The organism is Agaribacter flavus (assembly GCF_042646125.1).
Taxonomy (GTDB): Bacteria; Pseudomonadota; Gammaproteobacteria; order Enterobacterales; family Alteromonadaceae; genus Glaciecola; species Glaciecola flavus.
This window is the reverse complement of record NZ_JBHRSW010000006.1, coordinates 17,556-34,456: the sequence shown is the minus strand read 5'-3', so window position 1 is coordinate 34,456 and position 16,901 is coordinate 17,556. Positions and strand designations below refer to the sequence as shown.

13 protein-coding genes are annotated in these 16,901 nt (G+C 40.9%); 6 read left to right on the top strand and 7 right to left on the bottom strand.

Annotated features, from left to right (window positions below):
* Positions 1-8: 8 nt before the first annotated feature.
* Positions 9-536 carry a hypothetical protein gene (locus ACFOHL_RS04420; RefSeq protein ID WP_376918993.1) on the bottom strand — a complete coding sequence of 176 codons (528 nt, stop codon included), beginning with the start codon at positions 534-536 and terminating at the stop codon, positions 9-11.
* A gap of 482 nt (positions 537-1,018) precedes the next feature.
* The gene (gene glnE / locus ACFOHL_RS04415; protein WP_376918992.1) at positions 1,019-3,943 is read right to left on the bottom strand and encodes a bifunctional [glutamate--ammonia ligase]-adenylyl-L-tyrosine phosphorylase/[glutamate--ammonia-ligase] adenylyltransferase; all 2,925 of its coding nucleotides are present in this window, start codon (positions 3,941-3,943) and stop codon (positions 1,019-1,021) included.
* Between the two features lie 93 nt (positions 3,944-4,036).
* Between glnE and ACFOHL_RS04410 the strand changes: the two genes are divergently transcribed.
* Entirely contained in the window at positions 4,037-4,945 is a 909-nt protein-coding gene (locus tag ACFOHL_RS04410) for a DUF350 domain-containing protein (RefSeq protein WP_376918991.1), read from the top strand.
* A gap of 95 nt (positions 4,946-5,040) precedes the next feature.
* Here the strand turns inward: ACFOHL_RS04410 and ACFOHL_RS04405 are convergent, their stop codons facing one another.
* The gene (locus tag ACFOHL_RS04405; RefSeq protein WP_376918990.1) at positions 5,041-5,355 is read right to left on the bottom strand and encodes a GIY-YIG nuclease family protein; all 315 of its coding nucleotides are present in this window, start codon (positions 5,353-5,355) and stop codon (positions 5,041-5,043) included.
* Between the two features lie 45 nt (positions 5,356-5,400).
* Here ACFOHL_RS04405 and hldE point away from each other — a divergent pair, with 45 nt between their 5' ends.
* Positions 5,401-6,816 (top strand): bifunctional D-glycero-beta-D-manno-heptose-7-phosphate kinase/D-glycero-beta-D-manno-heptose 1-phosphate adenylyltransferase HldE, encoded by a 1,416-nt coding sequence (gene hldE, locus ACFOHL_RS04400; RefSeq protein ID WP_376918989.1) that lies wholly within the window; start codon positions 5,401-5,403, stop codon positions 6,814-6,816.
* A gap of 87 nt (positions 6,817-6,903) precedes the next feature.
* Entirely contained in the window at positions 6,904-7,971 is a 1,068-nt protein-coding gene (locus tag ACFOHL_RS04395; RefSeq protein ID WP_376918988.1) for an XrtA/PEP-CTERM system-associated ATPase, read from the top strand.
* Between the two features lie 59 nt (positions 7,972-8,030).
* Here ACFOHL_RS04395 and ACFOHL_RS04390 read toward each other — a convergent pair whose 3' ends face one another.
* Genes ACFOHL_RS04390 through ACFOHL_RS04375 form a run of 4 tightly spaced genes read right to left on the bottom strand, consistent with a single transcriptional unit; the run spans position 8,031 to position 12,884 of the window.
* Positions 8,031-9,719 (bottom strand): hypothetical protein, encoded by a 1,689-nt coding sequence (locus ACFOHL_RS04390; RefSeq protein ID WP_376918987.1) that lies wholly within the window; start codon positions 9,717-9,719, stop codon positions 8,031-8,033.
* A gap of 11 nt (positions 9,720-9,730) precedes the next feature.
* Entirely contained in the window at positions 9,731-10,648 is a 918-nt protein-coding gene (locus ACFOHL_RS04385; protein WP_376918986.1) for an XrtA-associated tyrosine autokinase, read from the bottom strand.
* Positions 10,645-12,231: an XrtA system polysaccharide chain length determinant gene (locus ACFOHL_RS04380; RefSeq protein WP_376918985.1), complete on the bottom strand. Its 1,587-nt coding sequence runs from the start codon at positions 12,229-12,231 to the stop codon at positions 10,645-10,647. Before ACFOHL_RS04380 ends, ACFOHL_RS04385 begins: the two co-directional genes overlap by 4 nt.
* 20 nt (positions 12,232-12,251) lie before the next feature.
* Positions 12,252-12,884: an XrtA/PEP-CTERM system exopolysaccharide export protein gene (locus ACFOHL_RS04375; protein ID WP_376918984.1), complete on the bottom strand. Its 633-nt coding sequence runs from the start codon at positions 12,882-12,884 to the stop codon at positions 12,252-12,254.
* A 255-nt stretch (positions 12,885-13,139) separates the two neighbouring features.
* Between ACFOHL_RS04375 and ACFOHL_RS04370 the strand changes: the two genes are divergently transcribed.
* Genes ACFOHL_RS04370 through xrtA form a run of 3 tightly spaced genes read left to right on the top strand, consistent with a single transcriptional unit; the run spans position 13,140 to position 16,901 of the window.
* Positions 13,140-14,549, top strand: coding sequence for a TIGR03013 family XrtA/PEP-CTERM system glycosyltransferase (locus ACFOHL_RS04370; RefSeq protein WP_376918983.1), 1,410 nt, complete (start codon positions 13,140-13,142; stop codon positions 14,547-14,549).
* Positions 14,550-14,552: 3 nt separating this feature from the next.
* The gene (locus ACFOHL_RS04365) at positions 14,553-15,401 is read left to right on the top strand and encodes an XrtA system polysaccharide deacetylase (protein WP_376918982.1); all 849 of its coding nucleotides are present in this window, start codon (positions 14,553-14,555) and stop codon (positions 15,399-15,401) included.
* Positions 15,402-15,404: 3 nt separating this feature from the next.
* Positions 15,405-16,901 (top strand): exosortase A, encoded by a 1,497-nt coding sequence (gene xrtA, locus ACFOHL_RS04360; RefSeq protein WP_376918981.1) that lies wholly within the window; start codon positions 15,405-15,407, stop codon positions 16,899-16,901.

Sequence of the window (16,901 nt, the reverse complement as noted above, 5' to 3'; positions counted from 1 at the left end):
ATTATAAATCAATCCCCAGGGCAAACTTTTGTGTCCCGCTGCAAAATTACGTTACAACTCTTATACATTGTTTCGCGTTTTGAATCTCGTTTGTCTTTACATATCGAATACTGGTCTATAGAAATAGAGGCAAACGCACCACCTGTTACAATTAGATATCCTGCTTCAGCCGAGAGGCCAAATTGAATAGTTCCACCACCAGCACAAATGTTCTTCATTTCGTCAGTATGCTTACTAGCAGCTATAGCTTCACACTCAGCATGATTTGCACTTGCTATTTGATTTTCCTCGAGACATTTTATTCGTGGCGATTTTTCTTTGGGCTCTTCAGGTGGAGAAGAAGGTTCATCGGGAGGCGTAGAAGGCCGTTCGCCACCCGGAGCAGATGGTCTAGAAGGAGGTGGAGAAGGCTGCGTTGGGGTTGGAGTATATGGCGGTGAAGTTCCAGCGTTGTTTTCATCATCATCCCTACAAGGAACTTCTTGTTCGCTAGTGTCACCACTTGGACCTGTATTTCCAATGCATGCGTTTGCCACTTGAGAATAAAAACTAATAGCTAATAAAAAAGTATAAATAACTCTTAGTTGAGTAAAAAGTTTTCTAACGTATTTCGTTGGCTGTTGGCTGTTGGCTGTTGGCTGTTGGCTGTTGGATCACTATGTTTATATTTCATCTATATTTCCCTTTATGACACTATGAATTCCATCACAAACGACGCTATCAACCACAAAGTTTTTTGTCAATATATTTTTTTATTGCACCTTAAAATCAACCGGTAAAATGATTAGATTTAATGGCTGATTTATTGGTGTGCAGTCTAAAGAAAGACAATCCAGCCATTGATATATCTGAGCTAGAGAAGAATGCTATTGGTCAGCCTTAAACCGAGCTTGTTAATTAACGATGAGTCAAATACTCTAGTCAGCCTAATGCCTCGTCGATAAAAAGAACCGTTTGTTGTTCCAGTGTTATTAGCTCAAAATCGCTAGGTAATATACCGTCAAGCTCCACTATATAATTATACCGATTCAACATTGCCTAGTTTTAGGCTTTCTACCAGGCTGAACATTGGACTATTTTGTTCTACGCTTGAGAGTATCTCGCGCAAGTTTTCACTTAGTTCGTTGGTTTCTTTTTCATCTAATTGCAACTTGTGTCCAATATTTCGTAAATTCAAAAAACAGGATTTCAGACTATCGATTGCATCATTTGGATAAAGCCCTGCTAGTTTTACCTCCTCTAATATCCGCAAGTTATCTGACCATTTTGCCAACGCTGGAAATTCTGAGGCATACAAGAGTACTAAAAACTGCACACCAAACTCTATATCAACTATCCCACCTCTTGTTTGTTTAATATCTACATGGTGCTTTGATGTTTTGTCCAGATGAGTTCGCATCTTTTCGCGCATGTCATAGATGTCTTTAGCTAGTTTTTGCGTGTCTCGTGCTTGGCAAAGTACTTGGTGGCGTATGCGTTCAAATGCAGTTTGTATACTGCCATTTCCATAGATTACTCGCGCTCTAACCAATGCTTGATGTTCCCAAGTCCATGCTTCTGACTGTTGGTATTCTTCAAAACTATTGATGTGAGAAATGAGTAAACCTGAATTCCCAGAAGGCCTTAATCGTAAATCTATTTCATATAGTATGCCCTGATAGGTTTGGGTGATACACAAGTGAGATATTCGTTGCACGAGTTTGACAAAAAACTGTTGATTGCTAATGGGGTTGCGCGTGCCTGAATGGTCAGTTGAATCATCTCTTTTTGCGTTGTACAAACAAACAATATCTAAATCTGAGCCGTAGCTCAGCTCATAGCCGCCTAGTTTTCCATAGCCGACAATAGCGAAGCTTTCGTCAATACTGTCTAACTTAGGGTGACCAAACTTACCTGATGTATGTTGCCAGGCTTGCAGTACCACTTCTTCTATTATGACTTCTGCTAACACAGTTAAGTGATCGCTTACTTTATTGATGGATATTGTGTCACTTACATCAGCTGCCGCAATACGCAATTGGTGAATATGCTTAAATTGTCTCAATGCGTCCATTTGAGCTTCGTCATCTTCTTTTGACACTCTCAACAGAAACTGACGGAGGTCGGCTTTGTAAGTATGTTTTACCTCCTCTAAAGATCGCGTGTCAGGCGATAAGTAACTCGGATGAAGTAATTCATCCAGTAACATCGGGAAATGCGCAATTTGTGTGGCTAACCAAGTGCTTTTCTCACAAAGTTGAATGAGGCGCTGACGAGCATCGATGGATTGCTCTAGCAGGTCTATGTAGGTTGTACGTCCTAAGATAGTCGTGATAATTTTGAAAATACCGGTAACTTTATTGGAAAAGCTACCTTGTTCACTCTCGCATAGCTCTGCAAGAAGAACGGGTATAAGACGAGCGAGTGAGCGTTGTGCGTTTTCTGACAAGCTGGATTTATTTACCTTTTCTTTAAAGTTATTTAGCGCGTTGATTAATACTCTGGAATGTGCCTCACAAAGCACTGTACTCAATATTGTGATTTGCTCGTTTTCGACAAGTTGCAATAACCATAGGTCATGATACATAGTTTGTATATCAGCCGCAGGGGTGTCTTGCTCGTCGGGCGTCGCGATAACATATTTGAACAAGGTGTGAACGTCGTCCATGATTCTTTCAATTTCCTCAACGCACTGTTGATAGTTCTGTTTTTTTAACAAGCGAGTCAGTCGCGCTTGGTTTATTTCGGATTGTGGCAAGGTTTGGGTTTGAGCATCATCGAATATTTGTAGGTACTGCTCTATTTTTCTCAAGCTTAAATAGTGTTCACGCAGACGTGAATAGTCAGGAGCATCAATAAACGCGGCAGACTTTAAGGCCTCCAGAGCGTCAATCAACGACTTTTGTTGGCAAGCGGGGTGGCGCCCAGCGTGGATGAGTTGGAGACTCTGGACGAAAAACTCAATTTCTCTAATCCCCCCTTTACCCAATTTAATATTCTGTTTAATTTGTTTTCGTCTGACTTCTTTTTCAATCAGAGTCTTCATTTCTCGAATGGAATCGATGGCAGTAAAGTCAAGGTATTTACGATATACAAAGGGTTTTACAATAGCGTATAGCTCCTGTGCGAAAGCTTTGTTTTCCTCTTCACTTTCATTGATGATCCGCATTTTTTGCATCGCGAATCGTTCCCATTCTCTGCCTTGTTCTTGATAGTAGTTTTCAAAGGCACTAAATGGTATGACCAAGGGACCACTTTCTCCCAAGGGACGCAAGCGCATGTCAACTCGGTAGACTTGTCCAAATTGATTGATTTTGTCTAGTGCATTAATGAGTTTTTGTGCCAACTTAATGAAGAAAACTTGATTTTCAATAGGCTTACGAGGGTGATTAGTTTCTCCCACACTTGGATAGGCAAAAATCAAATCGATATCCGAGGAAAAGTTCAATTCTTGTCCGCCAAGTTTTCCCATAGCCATGAGTTGCAGATGTTGTTTTTTACCTTCAGTAGTGATGGGGTAGCCATATCGATAGGCGAGTTTGTGGTAGTGCCAACGATATGTGTGATAGATAAGCGCATCGGCCAAGGACGATACTTTTCGCATCGACGTTTCAATCGATTGTAGCTCAAGCAGGTCAGCACAAGCTACCAGGCTCATCTGCACTTGTCTAATAGTGCGGATAGCGGTATCAAGTTCAAGTTCGTTTGTGCTGTCTTCAGCCGCTTTCTTACAAAGAGCATAGTAATCTTGCTGCTTATTTGGTGTATTGATTAAGGTATAAAAACCGGCGGAAAACTGCGCAGAAAACTGCTTAGCCACTCGGCAAACAAAGTCACTGAGTATAAACACTTGAGATAGTGCGGCACATTCATCGGAAAAATCATCATCGATAGCATGTTGATTGGGAAAATGTTTTGTGATGCTGTCGCTTAATAATTTAACATCTGCTTCGGATAGGCTCATCAATGTCTTTGTATTTGGGCAAATTTGTTCATATTATAAGGCACATAGCTTGAGCGCAAATCTGCGCGTTTTATTGGAGTGGTTTTTAGACACATGGAACAATTAGTCAAATTACTTCCCATAGCCGGAGACACGGTGGTTTACTTGGCCATTGACATCAGTATTGCAATACTTTTGTTGTTTGCCATTCGGTCATTGTCGGGCTTTTTTACCAAGATCAGTGTTCGTCAAGAACTGGGTGAAAAAGATAATTTTGCTTTTGGTATTAGTATTGCTGGCCGCATGCTTTCTTTAACAATTGTGTTGTCTGCTGTTGTCGGACGGCATGTGAATATGGGCTTTGAAGCTGCCGCTGTAGGCATGTTTTTGTTTGGAGCTATGGGCATCCTACTGGTAAAAATTGGCCGTTTTGCGCATGATAAATTGGTGCTTAACAGATTAGACAAGGATGACATGATAGCGCAAAAAAATGTGTCTGTTGCTCTGGTCGACGCGTCAAGCGGTATTGCAGCAGCAATTATTGCAAAAAGCATTATCGATTGGGCGCAAGGAGCTGATGTGAATGCGTTTATTGCGGTGTTTTCTGGCGCTCTCGTGGTACTGGCGGTGCTATTGTTTACTACTCGCTTGTATGAATACAGATTTGCAGAAAGCAACCAAAATTCGTCTTTTCAAAAAACGCTTTGTAATGGCCAGATTGCCTTGGCTATTCAGCATAGTGGGAATTTAATCGGCATTGCCATAGCGGTGTCCTCGGCTTCGAAGTTGTTGGCTTTTGAAGCAACAGCATATGTCAGCAATCTAACTGGTTGGTTGATAGTGGGCTTAGGCTTGGCTTTTTCTCTTATGTTAATTACCTCTGTCGCTAAAAGAGTCGTCTTGTTAGGTGTAAACTGGAAGTCAGAAGTCGCGCTGCAGCACAATATTGGCGTAGCGAGTATCGAGGCTGTCTTATCGATTGGTATAGCTCTATTATTTTCAAATGTATTTGTGAGTACTTAGAGCCTGTTGATGTTTGCTTTTGTGTGAAAACTTTATAAGGCCAAGTAGTTCAGAAGATGAGTACAGTAAATTTGTTTGACATTCTACTGTTTCGGTTACTCCTGTAAAAATATCTTTTTGTGCTGATTTGGAATGAGTTTATGTCCGTCGATCAACGCCAATTTTTCCAGTCGTGTTCTTTTTTTTATCCAAATTTCAGCTTTTAAGGCCTCAGATTTATTGTTCAACTGAGCGGCATATACAAGTCGTAGCGGCGCTTTTCCTCTTAACGCTTTAGCGGTTTTCGTTGATTGCGCTTTGTGTTCGTTGAAACGACGCTCTAAATCCTTGGTGACACCACAATACAGACTGTTTTTAGCTGTTTCTATCAGATAGATAAACCAGGGTTCTGCTGCTTTTTTTTGATTCACTGGTATACTCGCTACACCTAATTTTTATCATCTTATTTTTTCTATATGCAATTACCAGATTTTAGCCAAGCTCGACTATTAGTTGTCGGCGATATTATGCTCGATAGGTACTGGTCTGGTGGTACCGGACGGATATCGCCCGAGGCACCTGTTCCCGTAGTCAAGGTTTCAGACGTGGAGGATAGACCGGGTGGAGCGGCTAATGTAGCAGTAAATGCTGCTGTTCTGGGAGCCAAGGTTACATTGCTTGGCTTTACTGGTCTAGACGAAAGTGCTGATATTCTCGCATCGAAGTTGCTTGCACATGATATTGACGGTCAGTTTATCAGAGTCAAGGGTTATGACACGATAACCAAGTTGCGTATCATGAGCAGAAACCAGCAATTGCTTCGATTGGATTTTGAAAAATCATTTAAGAGTGTGAGTAAAGAAGAGTTGTGTAAGCGCTTCTCTGATGCTATCGCGACTTGCGATGTGGTCGTGCTTTCTGATTATAACAAAGGTGCACTTAGTGAGGTATCGGCGCTCATTGAAATAGCTAAACAACAGTCTATCCCTGTTGTTGTGGATCCCAAAGGCAGTGATTTTTCTAAATATTCAGGTGCTGATTTGATCACACCCAACTTACAGGAATTTGAAGGAGTATTTGGCGAGCATGAGGATGAAACATCTCTCAAAGAGAGTGCATTAAGCGCGTGTAAATCCCTGAATATAAAAAACATATTACTTACTCGCTCAGAAAACGGCATGACATTGTTTTCCCCAGATGAAGTAAAACACTCTCCTGCCTTGGCTAAAGAAGTGTACGACGTGACAGGGGCGGGAGATACTGTTGTATCAACACTTGCCTCTGCTATTGCTGCGGGAAGTGAAATATCTTTTGCCTGCCAATTGGCAAATCATGCGGCGGGCGTCGTTGTTGGCAAATTGGGTACCAGCACTGTTACTGCCACAGAGCTGGCTTTGGCTGTTCATTCTCACAAAGTCCCTGACGGGGGAGTATTGTCAGAGTCTCAACTTTTGCAGGCTTTAATGCAAGCAAAGAGAGAAGGGGAGAAGGTTGTCTTTACCAATGGTTGTTTTGATATATTGCATTCGGGGCACGTTAGTTACCTCAAGGAAGCTGCGGCTTTGGGCGATAGACTAATTGTTGCAGTTAACAGTGATGAATCTGTTAGTCGTTTAAAAGGCGATGGGAGACCTGTAAACAGCGTTGCGAGACGGATGGCAGTATTAGCGGGTTTACAATCGGTTGACTGGGTTGTTGAATTTGATGAAGATACGCCGCTTCGAATCATTACTGCACTTATGCCTGATGTCTTGGTAAAAGGCGGTGACTATCAATTGAAAGATATTGTTGGCGGCAAAGAGGTGATAGAAAATGGTGGAGAAGTCCGTGTGTTAAGTTTTGAAGATGGCGTATCAACAACGGCAATTATTTTGCAAATTCTCGATAGATAATTCAATCATAGCATGCGAGTACAACTAGTTTGCAGAAAAGAACAGCCTCTAGCAGGTTTGCATAAATCACAATAGGATATTAACGACATGTACGAAAGTCATTATGGACTAAACTCTAAACCTTTTCAGCTGACGCCTGATCCAGAGTTTTTTTATGCCAGCAAGTTGCACAAAAGAGCGATGTCATATTTGCAATACGGTCTCTCCCAAGCTGAAGGCTTCATTGTTGTCACCGGCGATATAGGGACAGGAAAAACAACAATTGCAAACAGTTTGCTAAATGAGATAGAAAACGACATTTATGCTGTCCAAATTGTTACCCCAAAACTCAATCCTGACGAGTTGATCAAAATGGTGGCATCCAAGCTGATGTTGCCGGTTGAAGGTCGTACTAAGTCAGAATTACTCGAAGCCATACAAGCATTTTTGCAGACCCTTGCTTCTCAAGGAAAACGCGCCTTATTACTGGTTGATGAAGCACAAAATTTACCTCTAGAAACCATTGAAGAACTGCGTATGCTGTCTAATTTTCAGCAAGAGGGTAAACCACTTTTGCAGAGCTTTTTGTTAGGACAAGCAGAGTTGCAACCGATCTTGCGAGCGCCTAATATGGAGCAATTTCGACAGCGCATCGTAGCATCATGTCATCTTGCCCCACTTAGCCGCGAAGAAATGCAAAAATACGTTGAATACCGATTAGCACACGCCGGCTGTGAAAACATCAACTTAATCTCAAATCAGGCGTTTGACGCTATCTATACATTTACTAATGGTGTGCCACGGAAAGTAAATACACTGATGGATCGAGTGCTATTGTTTGGATTCTTAGAAGAGTTGGACGGGATTGATGAAGACGCGGCCAATCAAGTGATTGATGAAGTAAAGGCTGAGATGTTTGTTCCTGAAAATGCAAATACTGAGAGCTTTGATAAAGAAGTAGCAAGTGTTGAAAAAACGAAACAAAGGCCTACTGAGTTCACACCCAACGGCAATAAAATTGAAGATGCGGCATACTACAAGGCGATGCTTGGAGAATTAGTGGATGCCTTAGATGATGCCATCAAACACAAGATAAAACTTACGCAATACATCGACAAGTTGCTTAAGCAAAAATACCAAGCGTATGTGCGGCTTAAAACGGACAAGGATGTATAAGTGCTAAATAATTGCAGTTTTTAGTCGCGCTGAATTTTTATTCCATGCAGACTTTTAGTTTACTTACTAAACTTATAAGTCAATGAAGCTGTAATTCGATTATCGGTCAATGGTCCATCTATACGAATTAGACCATTTGCGCCAAAGCCTCCCGCATTTTGAGCATTGTCGCCATCTCGATCAAGATATGTGTAACCGATAGCCGTTCTAAGTTTTCTAGATATTTGGCGTTCAAAGGCAAGGTTAAAACGATTCACCCTTGATTCTTCAATTGAGTTTATTGTACGTCGTTCAAGGTCAGAGAACACGATCGAAGATACAATACTTGAGCGACTGCTAATATTAATTGATGCTGATAATTGAAGTGAGTCAATGGTGTTAACTAAGTCTCTCTCCACATCTTCGTCTTCTGTGCGCGAAACAGTCAGTGACAAATTGCTTCGTCTGCGTTGTATCCCAGACGTATATAGCGCTCTTTTGCGAATAACTACATTTGGACTTAATTCAAAACTAATCTCTTGAAATGGCACAAAAACAGAATCGGGGGGCAAGTTCGCGGGATCAAGGCTATCAAGGAGTTCACAGTCGTTTATTGATATATTGTTTGTATTTGGACATGCAAATAAACTAACTTCTTCATTTTGAATGATACTAGAGGCCGTTGAGATTGTTTCAGTGTAACTCAGCACATTTCTCCAATGTCTTGTGTTGTGGCGAAATAGTATGTTTGCTGTCTCTCCGAAAAAACGTCTCGAATAGTCTGCTCTAAGTTCGGTACGAGAACTTAATTGCCAATTGATAGTTCCTGCTAAAAAATTATCTGTTTCTTCTTGAAAACCAGCACCTGAGGCGATTTTTGATTGGTTCCAAGTCACTCGGATAAACTTGTTTTGAGAAGACCGCCAAGTCAAACCTGCGCCGTAAGAATAAAATTCTCTCAACAGGTTCTCACCTGTTTGAACACTTGGTACTTCATTATTTTCATATGAAAATACAGTAGTAAATAGCAGTTTAGGAGTGAAAATTGGAAAACCGAAGTTCGCATTCGCTCTCGAAGATTCAAAATCATTTCTTTCTGTTCGTTTTGTCACAGAAGTCGCGCCGCGCACTTGCATTGCAAATGGCCTAAAGTCAGGGCCACTTTGCAAACTGAACTGAGCGCCGAAATTCTCACTACCGAAATTAATATTCTCATTTTCAATAGTGTCATTTACATTGTTTTCTGCATCGAATTTGGAATACCGAAGATTGGCGTTTAAACCAAAGTAATCTTTTGGTCTAAGACTAAGTGTAAGCGAACCACCATAATTGTTGATCTTTGCTAAATCATCTTCATTGAGAAGGAAATCATCGACCCCAACACTATTGAGGTTAACCCCCCGAAAATTTTGAGAAGCATTGGCACTCGCTTGGAGTAGATTCTCGACAAGGGTAAGGTTTACGTTCCCTCGATAATTGGTGTAGTTGTTGGTCAATGATTGTCCGTCGAGTGAACGACGGATATGCTGATGTTGCGCTCTTGCCGCTCCATTCATGCGTTTTGCGGTATAAATAGCACTCAGAAACGGAGAAAATGTCCAGTTATCGGCAGCAAACTTTTCGCTACCGTCTTTTGATTCGGCAATTTGGCGCGTATAGCTCCCAGTTATACCAGAATCAAAACTCAATTCACCAGAATACCCGTTTGTGTGATTCAGGGTGGCGAGCAATAATAGAAAGCACTTAAATTTTAGATGATTTGAGTCCATTCCGTTTCCAGTTATTCTTTATCCGGATTGTGGCCATAGTAATAATAGCCATAGTACCCGCCTGATTCAGAGATATTGATCGATTTGTTGACGACAAAACCTACAGCCATATCTTGATTGAGTCGTTCTACTGAGGTTTGTATGTCTCGTAATTTAGATGTGCCTTCTTCCACAACTACTACTGCTTGACCTGCAAAGCTTGCAAGGACAGCTGACTCATTTATGCCAATAATCGGTGGAGTATCAATGATCACTATTCGATCTGGGTAGCGTGTAGAGAACTCATTCACCGTTTCTTGCATTATCGAACTGGCCAAAAGTTCTGTCGAAAGGTGGTGGGAGCTTCCTGCCGGGATAACTCTGAGCTTATCTACATTTGTTTTATATATAAACTGACTTAATGGCTCTGATTCACTCAACAAATAGTCCATCAATCCTTTTTGGGGTTTTAGGTTTAAGGTACGAAGCACATTGGGCTTTAATACATCTGCGTCGACAAGCAATACTGTTTTATCTTGTTCAGCTGCGATACTTAAAGCCAGATTAACAGCAGTAAATGTTTTTCCTTCAGACGGCCGAGCACTCGTCACCATGATAATATTACTGTTGTTGAGTGTACTGGAAAGTGGCCCGAAAGCATTGAGTATTAATTTGCGTTTTATCTCACGATATTCTTCGTTAATTCTGCGTCTGTTATCTGATGTGGTGACAAACCCAAGCTCATCCAAACGGGCTAAATCTATATCGAAAAAGTTTTCAACAGGCGTAAAAAGTTTCTCGTTGTCTCCAAGAACTTGGCTTTCGTGGTCTTTAGGAGCGGGCGTTGTCTCCTGAATCTTTTGATTGGGCAATTCGCTGGAAGAAACTTCACCAGAAACTGATTGAGCTTCTTTTTGCTTCTGCAGTGCTTTCTCTATCGTACTTTTCACAGCATCACCTTAAATTTACTGATTAAGTCTATATTCATCGTGTCAGCAGCGACTAAAATTGCGTACATCGACACGATGGCTCCAGAAGACAAAATAAACAAAAACATGCGTAACTTATTTCTGCGTCTAATCTTATCCAAATCCAAGTGGGTTACCGCGCCGAGAACTGGAAAGCCTGTGATAGTGGCTAATTGTTGACCTCTTACTAAAATCGGTGTGAGTTGTGACATTAAAAAAGCGATACCGATGCCAACGCCAAATCCTAGCACTAAAACAACAGTATAATTCATAAAGCGTTCAGGTCCCGTGGGCGCAGTTGGTACTAATGGTGGTTTGATAATTCTAAATTGGAGCTCTTCTGAAGAAATAGCCGCTCTTTCAGAAATATCGGCTGCTTCTTTCCTAGAAAGTAACTCTTCATACTTTTGTTTGATGATGTCGTAATTGCGATTTTTGGCGATACCTTCTGCTTCAATTTGTGGTACCAAATCAATTTTGTTTCTCAAATCTTCGATTTTAGATATAAAATTGGTTTCTCTTACTTTTAGAGACGCAATTGCACTTTCAAGCTTACTGATTTCAAGCGTAATTTCTTGATTTAACTGATTTAATATCGGTGAACTATCTTCATTAGGATCTTGTTCCAAATATGCTTTGATTTCCGCATCACGAGATTTTATCAATGCGTTAAGTAAATTTTGCGTCTCGATAACATCTGGGTGCTTGTCTGTAAATCGCAACTTTAAAGCATCCAGTTTCTCTTCTTGCGCTAAAATTCTCGAGTCGAATCGTGTTGTAATAACTGGCGTTTCGTCGCCGCTGCGCACAGCAAATCCATCTGAAGCTTTTTGTTTACCGGATAGTCGAGCCTCTAAACTCAAGATTTGCTGCTCAGCTTCTTTAATTTGTAGTCTTGTCGTACCAAGTTGCTCATTCAATTCGACCAAGTTTCCGTGAAATGTGCCTTTGAGAGGGAGTATATCGCTGTGCTGTCTTCGAAAATCTGCTCTTTGTTGTTCAGCATCAGTCAATCGTGACTCGTATTCGGCGATTTGTTCGTCCAGAAAGCGAGATGCATTGTCTGTGCCCCTTCTGTTGCCACCAAGTGAACCTTCGACGAAAATATCGAGTGTTTCTTGTACAACCGTGCGGGCTATATCTGGTCGAGTGTCGGTGAAGGAAATTGTGTAAATGTTTTGGCGGCCAGTGGTGCGCAACTGAATACCGTTTGTCAAACGATTGATTAGCCCTTCATAAGCGGCATCGGTTGTTGCTGTAATATCTAAATCAGACTCCCTCGCTATCTCTTCAATATTTGCGCGACTTTTTAGTGTCCTCGCCATCATCTGAACTTCTTGTTCGGGGTTATTATAGATAGAAATGCCCGCTAAAATGGGGGCTAGCATCGACCGCGTATCTACATACACTTGTGCTTCGGAGCGGTATACATCGGGCATTTTTGCAACGTATACGAACCCTATGGGGCATATCAGCCATGAACATATAATAAGATAGCGTTTTTTTATCCATATCCCTCGAATATAATCGAAGACCATCTGGATAGTCTGCTGTAAATCCTGCATAAGTAGTAACTATTCCTAGTCTAGAACCAAGCTTCTGGGATAATAACAATATCACCCGGAAGCATATCTACGTTCTTAGTGATATCGCCATCTTTAATTAAATCTTCAATAAATACATTGTATGTTACTTGTTTACCGTCAATAACTCTCACCAGTTTTGCGTCATTTCCGTCGGCAAATTCAGTTAGCCCGCCAACGGCAATCATGAGATCCAACAAAGTCATATACTGGGTATAATTGATGGCAAGTGGATTTGATGCCTCTCCAATTACGCGTACTTGTTCGCTGTATGGTCCTCTGAAGTTAGTAACAGATACAGTTACTCGGGGATTATTTATGTAGGTCGAGAGCTGTTCTTCTAATTCGCGAGCCAACATTGTGGGTGTTCGACCAGACACTTCAATATCTTCAACTAGTGATGTGGTGACTTTCCCATCAGGGCGTACGATAAACGCACCGGAAATTTCTGGATTCCGCCATACAAAAATAGACAGCTGATCACCGGGCCCAATGAGGTATTGATAGTCATTGACATCTGTTGTTAACGAAGCCCTAGAAGTTGCTGTGGGCAACTCGGGTGTAGCGCAGCCTCCTAGCAATGCACCTGCAATAGTGAGGCCCATTATAGAAACAATTAGCGATAACGGTTTCATACAAAAATCCTTAAATGGTAGCTAACAATATTAATAGAATCAGAAATATAATTCGACAGTTAATGGGTTTTCATTAGCGTGATTATGCACCAACGCTAAGCTATTTTCACTATTATGCGCTAAAATCTTGGGTTTACCTACCGATAAAAATCTCTATATAATGAAACTTCGGACTGAGTGTGCTCAATTGATTGGGCGTAATTAAGTACTCAATTATCAGTATTCAGCACAAGCAAAAGGAATGAAAGCCCATCAATGGCCAAATCTCAGCAATCTCCAAGTCGTAGATCGTATAAACTTGTAATAAGTGAAGCTGCAATTATCGCTTACGTCGCCTATTTTGCTGCTCTGAGCTTGGCGTGGCTGGATATTATTCCCAATGCTAACACTACGATTACCTTTGCAAATGTTGTTGTGTTCACACTTTCGGTTGTCATAATCAATTTGTCGGTAGGCTTGTATGAGGCTAAATTGCGAGAACCCTTTCGGGGCATAATTCGACGAATATTTGTCAGCGCAATTTTATCTTTCTTTGTAGTAGCTATGTTTTCAGGGGTGTTGTTTACATCTCTTTCGCCCCACCCACTATATGCACCGACTGCAGTCCCTTTAATCATTCTTGCACTCGTTATTTTCAGATATCACATTCACACTACTGATACGTTTTACAGCAAACCTCGAATAGTGGTCATTGGTTCTGGTGTAAGAGCATCGGTGATAGAAAAACGGATGAGAAGAGATGTCGATCGTGCAAATTTTGATTTAATTGGCTTTATTCCAATGCCTAGCGATGATAGGGACAATGGTATTAAAAATGAAAAGTTAATATCCATCGACATTGATACAGAAATGCCCTCGTTCTTGACTAATAACGAGATAGCCGAAATAGTCATTGCATGCGACCAACGGCGAGGTACTTTGCCCGTTGCAGCACTCTTTGATGCTCGTCTAAAAGGTGTGAGAGTCACTGATCTCTTGGATTTTATGGAACGAGAAACAGGGCAAATCGCAGTAGATTTGATGTATCCGAGTTGGGTAATATATTCAAATGGCTTTCAATCTCAAAATTATTTCAGGCAGTTGGTTGATTTTTGGATCAACATAACACTGGCGACAATTATTTTAGCGGTGACGTGGCCAATCATGCTGGTGACGGCTATTGCAATATATATCGATGACGGATATCGAACAAAAACGTCAGTGCTCTACAAGCAGCAGCGTATTGGCAAAGATGGGCAACCTTTCAATATTCTGAAATTTAGAAGTATGCGACCAGACGCCGAGAAAGACGGTGCAAAATGGGCTGCAAAAAATGATTCCAGAGTCACTGCAATCGGTGGATTCATTCGAAAGTATCGCATTGATGAACTTCCTCAATTGTTTAATGTAGTACGTGGCGATATGTCTTTTATTGGTCCAAGGCCAGAAAGGCCAGAATTTGTAGAACAATTAATTAAAGAAGTACCGTACTATGCGCAGCGCCACAATGTTAAGCCTGGGTTAGCCGGTTGGGCTCAACTGAATTATCCTTATGGCGCGAGCGTACTTGATTCATTAGAAAAACTGAAGTTTGACCTCTATTACGTGAAGCATCAGAGCTTGTTGTTGGACTTGCTTATCTTAGTTCGTACCGTTGAAATCGTCTTATTTGGCAAAGGTCGTTAGTGAATGGAAAATAATAATAAACTTTTCGCGATGACGGTTGATGTAGAAGATTATTTTCATGTCTCTGCGTTTGAAAGCGTGATTTCCCCAAATGATTGGGACTCTCTAGCGCTACGAGTGGGTGATAATACTCACCGGCTAATCGATATTTTCAATGAAAACAATGTTAAATCGACATTTTTTACTTTAGGTTGGGTAGCTGAACGATGCCCAGAACTCATCAAGCGAATTGTAAACGAGGGACACGAACTGGCTAGTCATGGTTCGAATCATCGTCGCAATACTGCCTTATCAAAAAATGAAGTAAAAGAAGACATATTAAAAAGCAAGCACGTGCTCGAAGATATTTCAGGTATTTCCGTCGATGGTTATCGCGCGCCTAGTTTTTCTATCGATGAGTCGAATGAGTATGTATTTGATCTATTAGTTGAAATGGGATTTAAATACTCATCGAGTACTTACCCGATTACGCATGATTTATACGGTGTTCCTTCATGGCCGCGTTTTGTGCATAAGAGAAAAGAGGGTATCGTAGAAATACCTGTTTCGACTCTTTTGCAAAAAGGCAAAAATAAAGGAATAGGGGGCGGTGGATATTTTAGATTGTATCCTTACTGGTTGTCTAAGCGACGTATCGAAAGTTACATTAGGCAAGTTAATGCCCCGTATAACTTTTATTTTCACCCTTGGGAAATTGACGTGAATCAGCCTAGGGTTGAGCAAGCAAGCTTTAAGTCCAAATTGAGGCATTATGTCAATTTGCATGCGATGGAAAAGAAGCTAGATATGCTTTTTAAAGACTACGCTTGGTCAACAATGTCAGAAGTTTACAAAGACGCAATACAAGGATAAGCGATGTTGCAGCAAGGAAATAGCTCTAAGCCTATGTTTTTGTTAATGGCTGTAGTGTTTGCATTGTGGTTGGCTTTCACTTGGACTGGGGTCGTCACTGCTGTAAAAATATGGTATGTGTCAGAGATCTTTAATCATTGTTTTATTGTCCTTCCCGCGTGTGTCTATCTTATATGGGAAAAGCGTAAGCAAGTACCATGGCAAAATGCCCATATTCAAGCTTGGCTCATTCCTATTATTTTCTCGCAAATCTTGCTGTATTTGTTTGGCTATGCGGGCGATATCAATTTGTTCATGCACCTTGCTGCATTTTCGTTATTAATCTCCCTCCCGTGGTTCATGTTGGGAAATCAGATAGCGAAATCTATTATGTTTCCTTTATTTTTCGTCATTTTTTGCATCCCGATAGGAGAAGAATTAGTACCGCTATTACAAGAAATAGCGGCAGATTTTTCAGTAATATTACTCAAGGGATCGGGTGTTCCCGTATTCAAAAGTGGTCTGTATATAGAAATACCAGAAGGCAAGTTTTTAGTTGCTGAGGCCTGTTCGGGTATTAGCTTTCTTATTGCTTCCATCGTTTTAGGAAATCTCTACGCCTATTTAAATCTCAAGCGTTGGAAGACAAGATTGTTTTTTGTTGGTCTCAGTATTGCTTTTCCGATTTTTGCCAATGTTATTAGAGTATATGGCATTATAATGATTGGTCATCTTACAGATATGGAACATGCTGTTGGTGCTGATCATTTAATATACGGTTGGTTCTTTTTTGCTTTTGTACTGATTGTTTTGTTTGTGATTGGCGAAATAATACGAAAATATGAAAAGCCCATTTCCTCGAAGTTTGAAGAAGCGCCAAGCACTCTTTATGAAACGAAGCCCTATTTACGATCAACAAATAGCAAAGTCTCCTTGGGAATAATGTTGTGCGGGCTTATAGCTGGTTTAGGGAAAATCTATGCTCTCAATCAAGACATAGTTGCACCTCAATTTACGCCAGTTTTTGAGACACAAGATCAACAGAGAAAAGTTCAGTCGGTCATTAGTTGGCAACCCTCTTTTGATAAAGCGGTATCTATTCAAAATAATGCGTTTGAGATAGGTAACGCTCGTTTCGTAGAGTATGTCGCTTTGTTTTCGACTGCCCAAGGGGAAATAGTCCGAAATCAAGACCGGCTGTATGCGCAAGATCGCTGGACAATAGAAAGCAAAGCTAGTCTATATGTCGACGAAAATACGCCACTTTCTTCCGAACGCGTGGTGTCTGTAACAAATCAAAATATGGTGATTTACTCTGCCTACTTGATTCATGACAAACTGTTCACAAATAAAACAAAGGCAAAAATCTACGAGACGTGGAAAAAATTAAGTCAAGGCGAAGCGCGAGGAGCAATGATAGCAATAGCGGTTATGGATGACAGTAGTTCGGTTTCTCAGGCGCAAATTACTGAGCGGTTTACAAAGCTGCGTCAGCGTGTTCAGTTACAAACAAAATTGTAA